This is a genomic window from uncultured Microbulbifer sp., assembly GCF_913055755.1.
Taxonomy (GTDB): domain Bacteria; phylum Pseudomonadota; class Gammaproteobacteria; order Pseudomonadales; family Cellvibrionaceae; genus Microbulbifer.
On the sequence record NZ_CAJXKH010000088.1, the window covers coordinates 1 to 15,736 of the forward strand.

General features: G+C 61.2%; 14 protein-coding genes. 5 read left to right on the plus strand and 9 right to left on the minus strand.

Features of this window, described 5'->3' with window-relative positions:
• The 5 genes from dapA to zntB all read left to right on the plus strand — a co-directional run.
• Positions 1–590, plus strand: a 590-nt coding sequence (gene dapA / locus QZ511_RS13495) for a 4-hydroxy-tetrahydrodipicolinate synthase (RefSeq protein ID WP_295803087.1), incomplete at its 5' end; no start/stop codon positions are given.
• Positions 591–661: 71 nt separating this feature from the next.
• Positions 662–1,837 carry an outer membrane protein assembly factor BamC gene (gene bamC / locus QZ511_RS13500; RefSeq protein ID WP_295803088.1) on the plus strand — a complete coding sequence of 392 codons (1,176 nt, stop codon included), beginning with the start codon at positions 662–664 and terminating at the stop codon, positions 1,835–1,837.
• A 20-nt stretch (positions 1,838–1,857) separates the two neighbouring features.
• Entirely contained in the window at positions 1,858–2,631 is a 774-nt protein-coding gene (locus QZ511_RS13505) for an MBL fold metallo-hydrolase (RefSeq protein WP_295803089.1), read from the plus strand.
• A gap of 113 nt (positions 2,632–2,744) precedes the next feature.
• Positions 2,745–3,608, plus strand: a complete 864-nt coding sequence (locus QZ511_RS13510; RefSeq protein ID WP_295803090.1) for a D-hexose-6-phosphate mutarotase — start codon at positions 2,745–2,747, stop codon at positions 3,606–3,608.
• Positions 3,609–3,652: 44 nt separating this feature from the next.
• Entirely contained in the window at positions 3,653–4,636 is a 984-nt protein-coding gene (zntB, locus tag QZ511_RS13515; protein ID WP_295803091.1) for a zinc transporter ZntB, read from the plus strand.
• An 83-nt stretch (positions 4,637–4,719) separates the two neighbouring features.
• Here the strand turns inward: zntB and panB are convergent, their stop codons facing one another.
• The 9 genes from panB to dksA all read right to left on the minus strand — a co-directional run bounded on the left by panB (position 4,720) and on the right by dksA (position 15,734).
• Positions 4,720–5,535, minus strand: coding sequence for a 3-methyl-2-oxobutanoate hydroxymethyltransferase (gene panB / locus QZ511_RS13520; RefSeq protein ID WP_295803092.1), 816 nt, complete (start codon positions 5,533–5,535; stop codon positions 4,720–4,722).
• A gap of 90 nt (positions 5,536–5,625) precedes the next feature.
• Positions 5,626–6,321: a deoxynucleoside kinase gene (locus QZ511_RS13525; RefSeq protein WP_295803094.1), complete on the minus strand. Its 696-nt coding sequence runs from the start codon at positions 6,319–6,321 to the stop codon at positions 5,626–5,628.
• 73 nt (positions 6,322–6,394) lie between these two features.
• Positions 6,395–6,871: a 2-amino-4-hydroxy-6-hydroxymethyldihydropteridine diphosphokinase gene (gene folK, locus QZ511_RS13530; RefSeq protein ID WP_295803095.1), complete on the minus strand. Its 477-nt coding sequence runs from the start codon at positions 6,869–6,871 to the stop codon at positions 6,395–6,397.
• Between the two features lie 8 nt (positions 6,872–6,879).
• Positions 6,880–8,310 carry a polynucleotide adenylyltransferase PcnB gene (pcnB, locus tag QZ511_RS13535; protein WP_295803097.1) on the minus strand — a complete coding sequence of 477 codons (1,431 nt, stop codon included), beginning with the start codon at positions 8,308–8,310 and terminating at the stop codon, positions 6,880–6,882.
• Positions 8,311–9,317: 1,007 nt separating this feature from the next.
• Positions 9,318–10,709, minus strand: coding sequence for a sigma-54 dependent transcriptional regulator (locus QZ511_RS13540; protein WP_295803099.1), 1,392 nt, complete (start codon positions 10,707–10,709; stop codon positions 9,318–9,320).
• A 152-nt stretch (positions 10,710–10,861) separates the two neighbouring features.
• Positions 10,862–13,837 carry an ATP-binding protein gene (locus QZ511_RS13545; RefSeq protein WP_295803101.1) on the minus strand — a complete coding sequence of 992 codons (2,976 nt, stop codon included), beginning with the start codon at positions 13,835–13,837 and terminating at the stop codon, positions 10,862–10,864.
• Positions 13,827–14,003, minus strand: a complete 177-nt coding sequence (locus tag QZ511_RS13550; RefSeq protein ID WP_295803103.1) for a hypothetical protein — start codon at positions 14,001–14,003, stop codon at positions 13,827–13,829. The genes QZ511_RS13545 and QZ511_RS13550 overlap by 11 nt, the downstream gene beginning before the upstream one ends.
• 270 nt (positions 14,004–14,273) lie before the next feature.
• Positions 14,274–15,155: a tRNA glutamyl-Q(34) synthetase GluQRS gene (gene gluQRS, locus QZ511_RS13555; RefSeq protein WP_295803104.1), complete on the minus strand. Its 882-nt coding sequence runs from the start codon at positions 15,153–15,155 to the stop codon at positions 14,274–14,276.
• Between the two features lie 171 nt (positions 15,156–15,326).
• Positions 15,327–15,734, minus strand: coding sequence for an RNA polymerase-binding protein DksA (dksA, locus tag QZ511_RS13560; RefSeq protein ID WP_295803106.1), 408 nt, complete (start codon positions 15,732–15,734; stop codon positions 15,327–15,329).
• Between the last annotated feature and the right edge of the window lie 2 nt (positions 15,735–15,736).

Sequence of the window (15,736 nt, forward strand, 5' to 3'; positions counted from 1 at the left end):
GCGCGGACGCCTGTCTGCTGGTCCCCCCTTATTACAACAAGCCCACCCAGGAAGGCCTGTACCAGCACTACAAAACGGTAGCCAAGGCCGTGGATATCCCGCAGATCCTCTACAATGTGCCGGGTCGCACTGCAGTGGATATGCTGCCGGAAACGGTCATGCGCCTCACTGCCATCGGCAATATTGTCGGCATCAAGGAGGCCACAGGAGACCTGGAGCGCGCCCGCGAACTGATCGAGCAGGTGCCCGAGGACTTTGCGGTCTACTCCGGTGATGACGCCACTGCGGTGGAGCTGATGCTGCTGGGTGGACACGGCAATATCAGCGTGACCGCCAACGTTGCCCCGGCCGCGGTGGCGCAGATGTGCGAGGCGGCCCTGGCGGGCGATGCGGACACCGCGCGCGCCATCAACCAGCGCATCGATGTGCTGCACCAGGCGCTGTTTGTGGAGGCAAACCCGATTCCGGTGAAGTGGGCGCTGGAGGAAATGGGCCGTATCGACAGCGGTATCCGCCTGCCACTGACCAATCTGTCCACGCAGTATCACGCCCGGGTGCGCGAAGCACTGCGCGGTGCCGGCGTGCTGTGAACGTCAGCGGCTAATAATTCAAAGGCGGTGTGATCGCACCGCCCAGGGACTGGATCGACAAGGTACCAATAATGACAAGATTTACCGCCGGAGCGCTTTTGTGTGCTGCCGCCACTGCCCTCGGTGGCTGTGGCATCTTCGGCCAGGATGGATATTTCCGCGACCGCGGCGACGACTACCAGATGGCGGACAGCCTGCCTCCCCTGCAGATGCCCCAGGGTGTCAGCAGCAAGCACCAGGAGGAGCTGTACGAGGTTCCGCAGATCAGTGGCGAGGTCGATCGCGGTGAATTTGTTGTGCCCCGCCCCCAGGCGCTGTCGGTCAATGCCGGCCTCGACCGGGTGAAGATCCAGAAGCTGGGCAACCGTCGCTGGGTGCTGGTCAATCAGCCGCCGGATGAAGTGTGGCCGCAACTGCACTACTTCCTGCGTTCTTCCGGTCTGCAGCTGGCGTATTCCGATGCCAGTGCCGGCACCATGGAAACCACCTGGCTGACTTTCGGCGAAAGCCCCGAAACCAAGGACAAGTACCGCCTGCAGGTGGAATCCGGTGTGCAACCGGACACCACCGAGATCCACGTACGCCACCTGGCACTACCGCTAGACGCGCCAATTGGCGGAGCGGTGAACTGGCCGGCCCAATCCTCGAGCCAGGAGCGCGAGGGCTGGATGATCGACGAGATGTCCGGTGCCCTCGCCGCAGACTCATCCGGTGCCGCGGCCTCGCTGGTGGCGCAGGCCATCGGTGGCGGCAAGGTGAAAGTCCAGGTGATGGAGCCGGCGGGTAAAGAGCCGTTTATCGCCCTCGATCTGGCCATGAACCGGGCCTGGGCGACGGTGGCACACGCCCTCAATACCGGCGCGTACCGGCTGCACCAGGAAGATTCCGATATCGGTATTTTCTACGTGACCTACGACCCCGAGCGCGAGCTGACCGACGAGGAGGACGGCTGGTTCTCCGGCTGGGGATCCGGCAACGGTGAGGACAAGCAGGCCAAGGCCGCCGAGGCTTACAGCCTGCAGCAGGTGCTGGCCAATATCGATACCAGCAGCGCGGCCGAGCCGGCGTTGTTTGCCAACCTGCAGGGGTTGGGCGGTGCGCCGGACAGCAAAATCCCCGGTTATCTGGTGGTACTGCGCGGTGCCGACCAGTCCATCGAAGTGCGTATCCGCAATACCCGCGGCCAGCCGCTATCGCGTGCAAAGGCGTCGGAACTGTTGATGGCCATTCGTCAGAACCTGATCTGACCCCGGAAGCGGAAACAGCAATGGCGATCAGGTTTGCCTCCCTGGGCAGTGGTAGCAAGGGCAATGGCACCCTGGTCGCCAGCGGCGACCACTGCCTGCTGGTGGACTGTGGCTTCACCATCAAGGAGACCGAGCGGCGCATGGCGCGGCTCGGCGTCACCCCGGCGGACCTATCCGCCATTCTCGTAACCCATGAACACAGTGATCACTTGTCCGGCGTGGGCCCGCTGGCGCGCAAGTATCGCCTGCCGGTGTACCTCACTCCGGGCACGCTGCGGGCACGGGATATCGGCACCCTGCCAGCGGTGACGCTGATCGAAGGACACCAGCCGTTTGCGGTAGGGGATATCCAGGTAACCCCGGTGGCGGTGCCACACGACGCGCGGGAGGCTGCGCAGTTCGTGTTTCGCAGCCGCGGTAGAAGTCTCGGTATTCTCACCGATCTCGGTACCATTACGCCCCATGTGGAGGCGGAGTACAGTGACTGCGACGCGCTGGTGCTGGAAGCCAATCACGACCCGCAAATGCTCGCGCAGGGCCCATACCCGCCTTCACTCAAGCGTCGGGTCGGCGGCGCTTACGGGCATCTGAGTAATCAGCAGGCAGCGGGTTTTTTGCAGCGTGTTGGTTGTGACCGCCTGCAGCACCTGGTGGTTGCCCATATCAGTGAGAAAAATAACAGTCTCACCCTGGCACAGGCCGCGCTGGCCGATGTCGCGGCAAAAGCGGCCAACTGCATTTACGCCTGTCAGCAGGAAGGTTTTGACTGGTTGCAGATCGATACTGCCGAGTAATCCATTCCGGGTTTGTGCGACCGGGCAAATACCCGGTCCACCTCACCGCCAATTCGTGGCAACATTCTCCCAATACTTTTCCCGAATCCTGAGCACAACACGGAGTTAACTCAGTGACTGCAAATGCATTCCTTACACGTACCAATACCGGAGACCTGTACGGCAAGCCCGGACTGGATGTTTTACTTGTTGAAACCGGCCTGTGTCGCGCGGTGATTGCGCTGCAGGGGGCCCAGGTGCTGGAGTTCAGCGCAGTGGGGCGGGCGCCCCTGCTGTGGCTGAGCCCGGCGGCCATATTCAAACCGGGCACCGCGGTGCGCGGCGGCGTGCCCCTGTGCCTGCCGTGGTTTGGTGAAAACCGGTCGGATCCGTCCAAGCCCAAGCACGGCCTGGTGCGCAACCAGCTGTGGGAGCTGGCGCGCAGTGACGAAAAGGCCGATGGACGGGTGCAGCTGGTATTCACATTCCAGCACCGCGGCGACGCGCTGTTTGCGGCGGACTTCACCTGTGAACTGAGCGTGACCCTGGGGCGGGAACTGGAATTCGCGCTGCAGCTGCACAATACCTCCGAGCAGGCTGCGGAATTCAGCTGGGCGCTGCACAGTTACTTTGCGGTGGACGACGTGGCCGATGTATCCGTAGACGGGCTCAGTGGTGTGGAGTATCTGGACAAGACCGAGGGCTTTGCCCGCGCCCTGCTCGAGGGCGCGCAGACATTTCCCGGTGAGGTGGACCGGGTGTTCGAACAGGCTCCCGCAGAGCAGACCATCGTCACCCCGAACCCGATTCACACCCGCAGCGAGCACTGCGATACCGTTATCACCTGGAACCCGGGCGCGGAACTGGCCGCAATCCTGGAAGATGTGGGTCCCCACTACCGCGGCTTTGTGTGTGTGGAGCACGGCAATGCATTTGCCAACAGCTGGCAGCTGGCGGGCGGAGAAACGGCCCGGGCGCGCCTGATACTGTCGCGCTGAACAGACTTTTTCTGTCTGCCGCCGAGTGATGACGAGTACAAAAAATGGATACGGAACCCATGCACAACGGCCTGATACATGCCTACCTGTTGGACGGCCAGGGCGGCGGGCGTCGCCTGAGCTGGAGTGAGGTGGGTAACTGGGCGCCGGGGCAGGGTCGCCTGTGGTTACATTTTGACTATACCGATACCGAGGCGCGGGAGTGGATCGGCAACGGCGCCGGACTGGAGCCGATTGTTGCCGAAGCTCTGCTGACGGAGGAAACCCGGCCGCGCACCACCAGCATTGGTGAGGGCTTGCTGATTGCCCTGCGCGGTGTGAATCTGAACCCGGAATCGCAGCCGGAGGATATGGTGTCGATCCGCCTGTGGGTTGAGGACTCCCGGATAGTGAGTACCCGCAAACGCCGGCTGATATCCGTCGGTGACCTGTGCCGGCAATTGGACAGCGGGCGCGGCCCGGCAACCTGTGCCGACCTGCTGGTGGAGCTCACCGACCTGCTGGTGTGGCGCATGAGTGACACGGTGGAATCCTTCGAGGACACCATCGACGAGCTGGAAGATCGTGTGGTTGCCGGCAGTAGTGGATCCCTGCGCTTTGATCTCGCAATGTTGCGCAAGCAGACCATTACCCTGCGCCGCTACCTGTCCCCAGAGCGCGAGGCGCTGGCACGCTTGCTGGTGGAAAAGGTCGAGTGGATCAGTGAGGCGAACCGTATCCGCTTGCGGGAGGTAAGTGATCGCTTGCTGCGCCACATTGAAGATATCGATGCGGTGCGGGAGCGGGCCGCGGTGACCCAGGAAGAGCTGATGAGCCAGATGTCCGAGCAGCTCAACAGTCGCATGTACGTGTTGTCGATTATCGCGGCGATCTTTCTGCCGCTGGGCTTTTTTACCGGGCTGCTGGGGATCAATGTCGGTGGCATTCCGGGGGCGGACAACCCCGGTGCTTTTCTGATCTTCAGTGGTTTGCTGCTGGTTACCGTGGTTATCCAGCTGATCGTGTTCCGCTGGAAAAAATGGCTGTGACCTGTCGCTGAAACGGCATGTGAATACGATGTGAACCGCCGGCGGTGACGGCTTGCGGGTGCCACCGCCGGGGAATTCCCGCTTCAGTTGAACGTGTGTTCGCGGTCGGGGAAGACCCCGTTTTTCACATCCTCTGCGTATTTGCGCAATGCTCCCGGGATATCGCCCGCTTCCAGCAGAAAGTTTTTGGAGAACTTGGGGGGCTTTTCCGTCAGCCCGAGAATATCGTTGATCACCAGGACCTGCGCATCGGTGTTTGCACCGGCACCTATGCCGATGGTAGGCATGGACACCGTATTGGTGATGCGCTTGGCCAGTTCCGCCGGTACGCATTCCAGCACCAGCAGGTCTGCACCGGCTTCATCCAGCTGCACCGCATCGTCGAGAATCCGGCCCGCCTGTTCGTCTTCGCGCCCCTGTACCCGGAAGCCGCCGAGCTTGTGCACCGATTGCGGGGTCAGTCCCAGGTGTGCGCACACCGGGATGCCGCGCTCGGTCAGCATCTTCACGGTCGGTGCCAGCCAGGCGCCGCCCTCGATTTTCACCATGTGTGCGCCCGCCTGCATGATGCGGGTGGCGTTGGTGAGTGCCTGCTCCGGGGTGGCGTAGGTCATAAACGGCAGATCGCCCATGATCAGGGATTTCTTGTTGCCGCGCGCCACCGCTTCCACGTGATAGATCATCTGTTCCATGGTGACGGGAATGGTGCTGTCGTAGCCGAGTACGGTCATGCCGAGGGAGTCGCCGATAAGGACTGTTTCAACCCCAGTCTTCTGGGCCATGGCAGCCATGGGGGCATCGTAGAGGGCGACACAGATGAATTTTTCTCCATCCATTTTCATTTTGCGCAGTGTCTGCACCGTTACCGGTTTGGTGAGTTCGCTGGTTCCGTAAGGCATGGCTTTGACTCTCTCAGGTCCAGAGGCGCGCCCGGGCGACGCTGCCCGGGCGGTTGTATTTTGCTATCGCAACACGTTTGTGCGCCGGGGTTACTTGCCAGGGTTGTAGTAGTGGCGTCCGCTGCTCACATTCAGCAGGTATTCCACCAGCTGGATGTAATCCCGCTGGTTGTCGACGATATCGATTTCGGCACAGTTGACGATCAGCAGCGGCGCTTCGTCGTAGTAGTGGAAGTAATTGGTATAGGCCTCGTTCAGTGTGGCCAGGTATTCGTTGCTGATCGAGCGCTCCGAGGCGATGCCGCGCTTGTGGATGCGCTCCTGCAGGACATTGAGTGGCGCCTGCAGGTAGATCACCAGATCTGGCTTGGGAGCTTCCAGGGTGAGGTGGTCGAAGACCTGGCGGTACAGCTGCAGCTCGTCACTGTCCAGGGTGACCTCGGCAAACAGCTGGTCCTTTTCGATCAGGAAGTCCGCCACCCGCACCGGCTTGAACATGTCGTTCTGGCGCAGGGCCTGAATCTGTTGTGAGCGCTGCAACAGGAAATGCAGCTGCGTGGGCAGAGCCGCACTTTTCGGGTCGCGGTAGAAGCGTTCCAGAAACGGATTGTCTTCCGGCTGTTCCAGCAGGGTGTCGTAATTGAAGGTGGCGGCAAGCTTTTTCGCCAGCGTGGTTTTGCCCACGCCGATATTGCCCTCTACGGCAATAAACCGGGGCAGGGCCCTGCCACTCAGATCCAGTTCTGCGTTGGGGGATTTCGCTTGGGTGTCTGAAACCGGGGGCATTGTCACCGGGATTACTCCTTTATTGTTCCGGCTGTACTGTTTGTCGCAGCAGTGTGCTGGTCGCGCGATGCAGTTACAACTTGTGCAGCCGGTTGGGCGGGCACTGTTGCAGCAGTTTCTGCAGGCTCCGGCCATCGGGCAAGGTCAGGTCAGGAACCAGTTCCGCCAGGGGCTGCAGGACAAAATTGCGCTCTGTCATACGCGGGTGCGGCACCGACAGTCTCGGGGTTTCGATGATATCGCTGCCGAACAGCAGTATATCCAAATCCAGTGTGCGGGCACCCCAGCGTATCGAGCGTTCACGGCCGTGCTGGTTTTCTATCGCCTGCAGGGCGTCGAGCAGCGCGATGGCGTCCAGGTCTGTCTCCAGCCTCGCCACCGCATTGACATAGTCCGGCTGCTCACCGGGGCCTATGGGGGCGCTGCTGTAGAACGCGGAGCAGGTATCCACCCGCGTCCGCGCAATCGCTTCCATGGCGGTCAATGCGGAGCGCAACTGCTCCACCGGGTGCGCAAGGTTGCTGCCGAGGCCAATATACACGCAAGTCATGGATGTGTTCAGTCGGTTCTTGGACCGCGGCGGCGGCCCCCGCGGTTGCGGCGCCCGCGGCCCTTGCCCTTGGTGCCCTGGCGCGGGAGCTCGCGGACCATCTGGCGGCGCTGCTCTTCATCCACCTGCTGGAACTCGGTCCACCACTGCCCGAGCCCTTTGGGGATTTCACCACAGTCTTCCCGCAACAGCAGGAAGTCGTAGGCTGCGCGGAATTTCGGCAGCTCCATGGTGCGGAAAGCGCGCTCACCGCCGCGGCGGGACAGGCGCGACTGCATATCCCAGATTTCCCGCATCGGCAGGGAAAAGCGCTTGGGAATGGCAGTGTGGGTCAGTTGTCCACTGACGACTTTCTGCGCCGCCTGGGCAAGTGCCGGCACCGGCGGGATACCTTTCTCGATCAGGAATTGCTGCTCCGCATTGACCGCTGGCCACAGCAGGGCCGCGTACAGGAAGGCGGGTGTTACCCGCTGGTCGTTGCGAATGCGCTGGTCGGTATTGCGCAGCGCGAGGCGGGTCAGCTCCAGGGCGTGGGGATCGTCCAGGTGCGCGGCGTTTGCCGGAAACAGGTGCTGCCAGAGGCCGTACTGGCGCATCAGTTCGAAGGTGCGTACACCGTGGCCGCTCATCAGCAGCTTGAGGACCTCGTCGAACAGGCGCGCGGGGGCAATATTGCGCAACAGCGGCGCCAGCTGATGGAGGGGGGCGGCGGTTTCCCGCTCGATATCGAAGTCGAGTTTGGCGGCGAAGCGCACCGCGCGCAGCATGCGCACCGGATCTTCCTTGTAGCGGGTTTCCGGGTCGCCAATCATGCGAATCAGGCGCTGCTGGATGTCGCCCATGCCGCCGGTGTAGTCGTGTATCTCGAAGCCGTTGGTGGTGTAGTAGAGCGCGTTGACGGTGAAATCCCGCCGCACCGCGTCGCTCTCGAGGTCGCCGTACACATTGTCCCGCAGCAGCATACCGTGTTCGGACTGCTGTGCTTCGTGCTCCTCGCCGTCACTGTGGTGGCCGCGGAAGGTGGTCACCTCGATGACCTCGCGCCCGATGCGGGCGTGCAGGATACGGAAGCGGCGGCCGACGATACGCGCGCCCCGGAACAGCTGTTTGGCCTGCTCGGGGGTGGCATCCGTGGCGACGTCGAAGTCCTTGGGATGGCCGCCGAGCAACAGGTCGCGCACACCGCCGCCCACGATGTAGGCCTCAAACCCCGCTTCCTGCAGGCGCTTCATCACCGTCAGTGCTGCGCGGCTGATATCGCGGCGGGAGATGGCGTGATCGTTGCGGGGGATGACGACTCGGGTGGTTTTCGGGGGGGAGGGCTGGTGACCTTGAGACTTGCGGTCTGACGGCTTGCGGCCCGGCCGATCACGGCCCGGCTTGTCGGCATCGGACTTGCGGTGCCAGCGCTTGATACTACTGATCAGGGAATTGAACATACGGTTTTCTGTGTTGATCTCAGCCCGCTTCACTGGCGAGGCTGTACGATGGTTCCGGACTTTTAGGGGCGGATTCTAACACAGACAGGAGAACGCACAGCTGCCGGACCCGCATTAAGCGGGGACCAGCCAGAATCAGTGCGAAAAAGAAAAATCAGGGAATTATTCTTATTCGGAATGAAGGCAGCGGCTTCCTTGCGCTATCAATTTGCTATTCAGCAAACCCTCTCCCAGGCACAATCAGTCAGTTTGTCACGTGCTTGTCGTTATTTTTGTTGTCTTCTACAAAAATTATTGTTTTTGTTATTTCTCTTTATTCTTATTATTTATTTTTATTATTAGTATTTACGTTCTTAATTATTTTTATTGTTGTTTCTGACCTTATTATTGTTATTGGTCGTTTTTGCTCCGGTTGTGGTCACTTTGGCTTTTATTGTCGACCTCGCCGTTTTTCTTATTTTGTTTTCGCCCGCTTATTGTCAATTGTTGTTAGGGCTTCCTCAGCCATTTATTTTTATTCTTGGCTGTTCTTGTTGTTTGACCTATACAAAGCAGATAGCGTGCCAACTTTAAAAAATCCTTATAAATCAATAAGTTAATATTTTTTGGAACTTTTTTACGTCACAGGAATACAGTGATCCGTTACGCAAGGTACGGTGACTGTTACTTCGCGTCATGGTTGGGTAACACTTTCACTTGTTACCAATTTGGATTGGAACTCTGTACTCAAGAATTCAGGGAATTTGCGGTTCCTGGCACTTTTAACCGGTTGTTTCTGAAGGGGAATTGAGAATTTCGTTGCGTTGTTACCCCCTGTGGAGGGCGGTTAATGGCGCAGGGGTAACGGGTGTGCGGGCACAAAAGTGCCCGGGGCGCGGCGGTAAAAACTGTCCACTTAGACGGAGTTTCTGCGAAGGCGCCGGTAGCGGTGCCGCCACCGGAGTTCCGGGTAGATTTGCTGAAGTGGCCGGGCTTGATCGTCAGCCCGGTAGCGGGAAAGTGGGAGGTCAGGAGGCCTCTACCGCGCGGCGGGCTTTCTTGCGTGGAATCCCCAGCTTCTGGCGGCGCTCCCACAGGCATTTGCGGCTGACACCGAGCTTCTTTGCCAGCTCGGTTTCGCTCATGGTTTCCTGGTGCTCGAGTACGAAACGGGCGAAATAGTCTTCCAGTGACAGGTCTTCCCGCGGATCGGCGTGCAGGCTGCTGCGGGGGAGGCGTTCCGGGTCGGCCTCCTCGATGGGCACCAGGTCCAGATCGATATCCAGGGTGCGGTGGTCAATCTCGCTCTGGTCTTCGGTAAGGATGACCGCCCGCTGAATCGCATTTTCCAGTTCGCGCACGTTACCCGGCCATGTGTAGGTGGTAACAGCCTGGACCGCCTCCGGTGACAGTTTCAGTGTCGAGCGGTTGATTTTTGCACAGAATTTCTCCAGCAGGCTCTCGGCGATGGACAGTACGTCCTTGCCGCGCTCGCGCAGCGGGGGCAGGGTCATCTGGACCACATTGATCCGGTAATAAAGGTCTTCGCGGAATTTGCGCTCGGCCGCCAGCTGGCGCAGGTTGCGATGGGTGGCTGCCACCAGCCGTACGTTCACCTTGCGGGATTCGATGGCGCCGATGGGGCGGACCTCGCCTTCCTGCAGTACGCGCAGCAGTCGGGCCTGGGCCTCCAGGGGCAGCTCGCCAATCTCATCCAGGAACAGGGTGCCACCATCGGCGGCGGCTACCAGGCCTTCGCGGGCGGTCTGTGCGCCGGTAAAGGCACCTTTTTCGTGACCAAACAGTTCAGCCTCGATCAGGGTTTCGGGAATGGCTGCGCAGTTCACCGAGATCAGCGGTTTGTCTGCGCGGCGGCTCTCCTCGTGAATGGCCCGGGCCACCAGCTCCTTACCGGTACCGGTTTCCCCGTGTACCAGCACGGTGGCGTCGGTGGGGGCGACCTTGTGGATACGGTTGTAGAGGGTGCGCATGACCGGGCTGTCACCGATCATCCCGGCAATGGCGCGGCCCGGGGTCTTGTCGGCAGCGGGGCTGGCGGCGCGGCTCTGTTCGGCCTTGCCGATGACCCGGCGCACCGTGGCCAGCATCTCGTCGTGGTCAAAGGGCTTGGCGATGTAGTCGGCGGCGCCCATGCGCATGGAGTCCACCGCCGAGCGCAGGCTGGCATAACTGGTCATGATCAGTACCGGTACGTCGCCTGCCAGCTTCAGCAGGTCGGTGCCCGGGGCGCCGGGGAGGCGCAGGTCGGAGATGATCAGGTCGACGTCGGTAATGCGGTACTTGGTGGTGGCTTCGCGCACGGAGCCGGCTTCACTGACTTTGTAACGGTGCCGCTCCAGCAGCTTGCGCAGGGCGGTGCGGATAATGGCTTCATCTTCTACGATCAGGATGTGGCTCATGTGTTACGCCTGGTTACAAAATGTTCAGTGGGAGCACAGTTTTACCTGTGGAGCGTTTCGTTGCAACCCAAAACGAGAGTTTTGTTCGAAAAACATACAAATTTTGATGTCTGTGAGTAACAAAAGAGTCATTTTTGTACTATTAGAGACACCTATTTCACCAGCGGTAACTGCACGATAAAGCGCGCGCCGCGGCCGGTTTCCGGGTGGGCCGGACTGATCAGTTCCAGTTGTCCACCGTGTTCCTCGACGATGCTGTATACCATGGCGAGGCCGAGGCCGGTGCCTTCTCCCGGTTCCTTGGTGGTAAAAAATGGCTCCAGAATCCGCTCGCGATGGGCGGCGGAGATGCCCGGGCCGTTATCGGTCACCGATACGCAGGCGAGGCCGGCCCGCAGGTAGCCGTCAATTTCAATATTGCCGCCATCCGGGCTCGCGTCGCGGGCGTTGCTCAACAGGTTGATGAACACCTGGATCAGGCGCTGGTTGTCGCCGAGAGCCACCAGATCCCTGGGCACCCGGTTTTCGAAGGTGACCTGGGTCTTGTCCCGCTGCAGCGACAGCAGCTGCACCGCCTCCTCGACACAGGCATTGAGGTCGACCGGCGCCTTGATACTCTCCTGCTGGTTGCCGCTGTGAGAAAAGCTCACCAGCGAGTGCACAATCCGGCTGATGCGCTCGGTCTGGCTCAGGATCTGTTCCGCGGTTTCCAGTACTTCCGGGTTGTCGGATTCGAATTGCAGGTTCTGCGCCAGACAGGCGATGCCGGTTACCGGGTTGCCTACCTCGTGGGCGACGCCGGCGGCGAGACGGCCAACAGATGCCAGCCGCTCACTGTGCATCAGTTCCTGTTCCAGTACCTGGGTCTCGGTAATGTCTTCCACCAGCAGCATCTGGCCATCGCCGCGGCTGTCCCTGGCGCCGTCTTTCGACTTGCTGCTGCGGCCCTGTTTCAGGCGGGTCTTGTGCAGGTTGAGCCAGTGGCTGTTGCCGCTGATTTCCACCTGTTGCTTGAAGCGACTGCCATCTTCAGACAGGACAAATTCCGCCAGCAGGTCGCACCAGGGGGCCGGCAGGTAGTCGAGCTTGGAGCCGATCACCTCGCTGGCGCTGACACCGGAAAGATCCGCCATGGCGTAGTTCCACAGCAGGATTTCCCCGTCGCGCCCCAGGGAGCAGGCCGCCATCGGCAACTCTTCCAGCATCTGGCGGTGATACAGGCGCAGGTTGTTCAGTTCCGCGGCGAGTCCGGTGAGCTGGTTCTTGTAGCGGCTGAGGCGGGTTTCGATCAGGTTGATGTCCTTGTTCGCCGGCTGGTCACTGGTGACAAAGGGCAGGTGGCGGTCGAGGATCTGGCCCGCCAGTACCCGTCCCAGCAGCCCCGAAAGGTTGGCCTCCAGGCGATCGCGCAGCTGGCGCAGGGCGTAGGGGCGGCGCTCATCTTCCTGCAGGTTCAGCTGGCGCAGGGCGCGGCTCACTTCCTGGCTGGCGGTAGCGGCGCCCAGGCTCTCGGACAGGCGCAGGCGGAATTCGCCGGCAGATTGCACATCCAGCTCCAGGCGCAGAGCCTGGCTGATGGAGTCGTCATTGCACAGGTCCGCGGCGTAGCGCTCGAGGCTGGAGGTCCGGGTAAATATCGACAGCAGGATAAACAGCAGGGCGTTTACCGACAGGGACAGGGTAGTGATCTGGGGCCAGATCTCCATCCCCAGCGGTATCTGCAGGTCGGTCCCGGGAATGCCAAACCCGCTGTTGCCCACCACCGCGGGTACCAGCAGGCCTGCGGCCCACACCAGCATGCCGGCGAGCAGGCCGGCGATAAATCCGCGGCGGTTGCCCTGGGGCCAGTGAATCACGGCGAATATGCCGGGCAGGAACTGCAGGGACGCGATAAACGCGATGATCGCCAGGTCGGACAGTGACAGGCGATTGTTCAGCAGCAGGTAAAACGCGAAACCGGCGAGGAACAGGGCCGCCACCAGCGCGCGGCGCAGCCACAGCAGTTGCCGGTACATGTTGTCGTCCGACTGCCAGCGGGTGCCGGGCAGCAGCCAGTGGTTCATCACCATGGTGGACAGTGCCAGGGTAATCATGATCAGGGCGCCGGTGGCCGCCGACAGACCGCCGACAAAGGCAAAAATGGTCAGCAGGGCGGAGCCGCTGGCGCGGGGTACCGCGAGGGTGAAGTACTGCACCGGTTCCGCCACATCGAGGGCGAAGCCTGCCCACATGATCGGGAAGATCGGCAGGGCCATCAGCAGCAGAAATAGCGGGAAGCCCCAGCTGGCGATACGCAGGGTCTGGGCGGCCGGGCGCTCGGCAATACTCAGGTAAAAGATATGCGGCATGGCCACGGCGGTGGCGATGAAAACCATCAGCAGGGTATGGGAGGAGCCCTGTTTGATGGGGGAATACAGCAGTTGTTGCATATCGCCGTTTTGCGCCAGCCAGTCGTCCAGGCCGCCCAGCCCGCCGAAGACGCCGAATACGGCGTAGAGGCCCACTGCCAGCAGTGCCACCAGTTTGACCATGGACTCCAGCGCCATGGCGCTGGCAAGACCTGCGCGACGTTTGCGTGAGGCGCCGTAGGTGCTGGTGAACAGGGCCAGCAGTACGCAGTAGAAAAATGCGATCAGGTCTTTGCTGGTGACGCCGGTATCCGGCAACGCCAGCGCGGCGACATTGTCCCGCGACAGCAGTGCCAGGGTTTCCGCCACGGCCTGGATCTGCAGGGCGATCAGCGGCAGCAGGCCCAGCAGCATAAACAGGGTGGCGAGGGTGCCGGCCTCACGGCTGTGGTAGCGGAACACCAGCAGGTCTGCGGGGGAGGTGAGCTGGTAGCGCTGCGCCAGACGGGCGAGGGGTTCGAGGGCCACGGGGGCGAACAGGAACATGGCGCCGGTGCCGAGGTAGTAGGCGAGTACGCCGTAGCCGTGTTGCCAGGCGAGGTCGATGATGCCGTAGTAGGTCCAGGCGCTGAGGGAGACGCCCAGTGACAGTACGTAGAAGAAGGGGTGGCGCACCCAGTTGCTGGACATCCAGCCTTTGGAGGTGGCGAAGGCGACGAAAAACAGAGCGGCGATGTAGACGACGCCGATCAGCGCAATGTTGACGATCTCAAAGGTCATCTGGCTTGCGCCTCGTCTGGATGAAAATGGCCAGCAGGATGAGGACAAACCACAGGATGAAGGGCCGGTACCAGGCGCCGGTGGGGTTGATCATCCAGGTGAACACGGTGGGGCTGAAGACGTAGCCCACCAGTGCCAGCAGGATTAACAGGGTGCGGTTGCTCATAGGGTCCTGTAGGGCAGTCCTGTGGCAGGAGTGAATCGGAAAAAATGAATGGCGGAAAATGGTAATGGCGGGCGGGTTTTAGATCAATTGCTGGTGCGGCGAGAATACTTTTCCAGCGAGTGCGGTGGCGGTGCTGCTACCGGGTACTCCCTTGTGAGACACGCCGTGTACCCATCCCTGGGGGCTCTGCACCGCCATCCATGGCAGTGAAGGTCTCACAAGGGAGTACCCGGCATCAGCACCTTCGCGGGGAGCCCGCCATTGATTGAATCACTTGGACAGCAAACGGTTGCGCAGGTCTACCTGGTGCCGCTGCCAGCGGGCGCTGGCCCACGACAGGATCCCGTGTGGGGATTCGGTGTGCAGGGATTGCGGGCAGTGGAAACCGAGAAAGCCCAGGGCCTGTACCAGGTTTTCCGACGGGTGCTGGTCGTCCAGCGGTGTGGCGTGATTTTGTTTGCTGAGCTTCTGGCCGCCCTCGTTCATCACCAGTGGCAGGTGGCCGAATTGTGGGGGTGTGGCGCCCAGTGCGCGGAACAGCTGCATCTGCACGCCGGTGCAGTCCAGCAGGTCCGCACCGCGCACCACGTGGGTTACACCTTGGGCGATATCGTCCACCACTACGGCCAATTGGTAGGCGAACAGGCCGTCGCGGCGTTTGAGGATGGGATCTTCGCGAATGTCCTGGCGCTGGCTGCCCTGCCAGATATCCTCGAAGGATTCGATTGCGCCCTCGCAACAAAAGCGCAGTGCGCTGTTGCCTTCGGTGTTCTGTTGGCAATCGCTGCGGCGGTGGCCGCCGGCTTTGCGGATCTGGTCGCGGGTACACTGGCAGGGGTAGATGAGGTCTGCCTCGGCAAGCTGGTCCAGGGCATCGGCGTAGAGTTGCTGGCGCCGGCTTTGCCAGGCTACCGGGGTGTGGCTGTGCAGGCCGTGGGTGTCGAGGGCGTGCAGGATGCGTTCAGCGGCGCCGGGCATTTCCCGCGGCGGATCCAGGTCTTCCATGCGCACCAGCCAGTGGCCGCCGTGGGCAACGGCATCGAGGTAGCTGCCGACGGCACAGACCAGGGAGCCGAAATGCAGTGGACCTGTGGGGGAGGGGGCGAAGCGCCCGATATAGCTGGGGGCGTTGATCAAGGGAGATTGGAGCAAGGTGTTTACGGGCTGGTAGCGTGAGATCTGGGGAGCGTTTAAAAAAAACGCCAATCAAGCTGCGCGCGATAGGGTTGTCACAAGCAGTCGTCCCTGGAGCCTAGCCCGGCCCGGCCATCCTTGGCCGGGCGTAAAGTCGTGCAGCGAGCAATGCTCGCCATGCGCGCGACTTTACCCGGAGATCTGCTTTTCCTTGATTTCCGCCAGGGTCTTGCAGTCCACGCACAGGGTTGCGGTAGGACGGGCTTCCAGGCGGCGGATGCCGATTTCGACGCCACAGGCTTCGCAGAAGCCGTAATCGTCCTGGTCAATCAGTTCGATTGTGGCATCAATCTTTTTGATCAGCTTCCGTTCCCGGTCGCGGGTGCGCAGTTCCAGGCTGAACTCTTCTTCCTGGCTGGCGCGGTCGGCCGGATCAGGGAAGTTGGCTGCCTCGTCCTTCATGTGGGTTACGGTGCGATCCACCTCTGCCATCAATTCGGCCTTCCAGGCCAGCAGCAGCTTGCGGAAATGCTCCTGCTGCTTCTCATTCATGTACTCCTCGCCCTTCTGTTCCTGATAGGGCTCGAAGCCGTGCAGAG

What these genes read in the sequence shown, in the direction of transcription:
- QZ511_RS13545 (WP_295803101.1), bottom strand. Translation starts at nt 13,837, where the DNA reads ATGACCTTTGAGATCGTCAACATTGCGCTGATCGGCGTCGTCTACATC.
- QZ511_RS13540 (WP_295803099.1), bottom strand. Translation starts at nt 10,709, where the DNA reads ATGAGCCACATCCTGATCGTAGAAGATGAAGCCATTATCCGCACCGCC.
- folK (WP_295803095.1), bottom strand. Translation starts at nt 6,871, where the DNA reads ATGACTTGCGTGTATATTGGCCTCGGCAGCAACCTTGCGCACCCGGTG.
- pcnB (WP_295803097.1), bottom strand. Translation starts at nt 8,310, where the DNA reads ATGTTCAATTCCCTGATCAGTAGTATCAAGCGCTGGCACCGCAAGTCC.
- QZ511_RS13550 (WP_295803103.1), bottom strand. Translation starts at nt 14,003, where the DNA reads ATGAGCAACCGCACCCTGTTAATCCTGCTGGCACTGGTGGGCTACGTC.
- zntB (WP_295803091.1), top strand. Translation starts at nt 3,653, where the DNA reads ATGGATACGGAACCCATGCACAACGGCCTGATACATGCCTACCTGTTG.
- QZ511_RS13525 (WP_295803094.1), bottom strand. Translation starts at nt 6,321, where the DNA reads ATGCCCCCGGTTTCAGACACCCAAGCGAAATCCCCCAACGCAGAACTG.
- bamC (WP_295803088.1), top strand. Translation starts at nt 662, where the DNA reads ATGACAAGATTTACCGCCGGAGCGCTTTTGTGTGCTGCCGCCACTGCC.
- QZ511_RS13505 (WP_295803089.1), top strand. Translation starts at nt 1,858, where the DNA reads ATGGCGATCAGGTTTGCCTCCCTGGGCAGTGGTAGCAAGGGCAATGGC.
- panB (WP_295803092.1), bottom strand. Translation starts at nt 5,535, where the DNA reads ATGCCTTACGGAACCAGCGAACTCACCAAACCGGTAACGGTGCAGACA.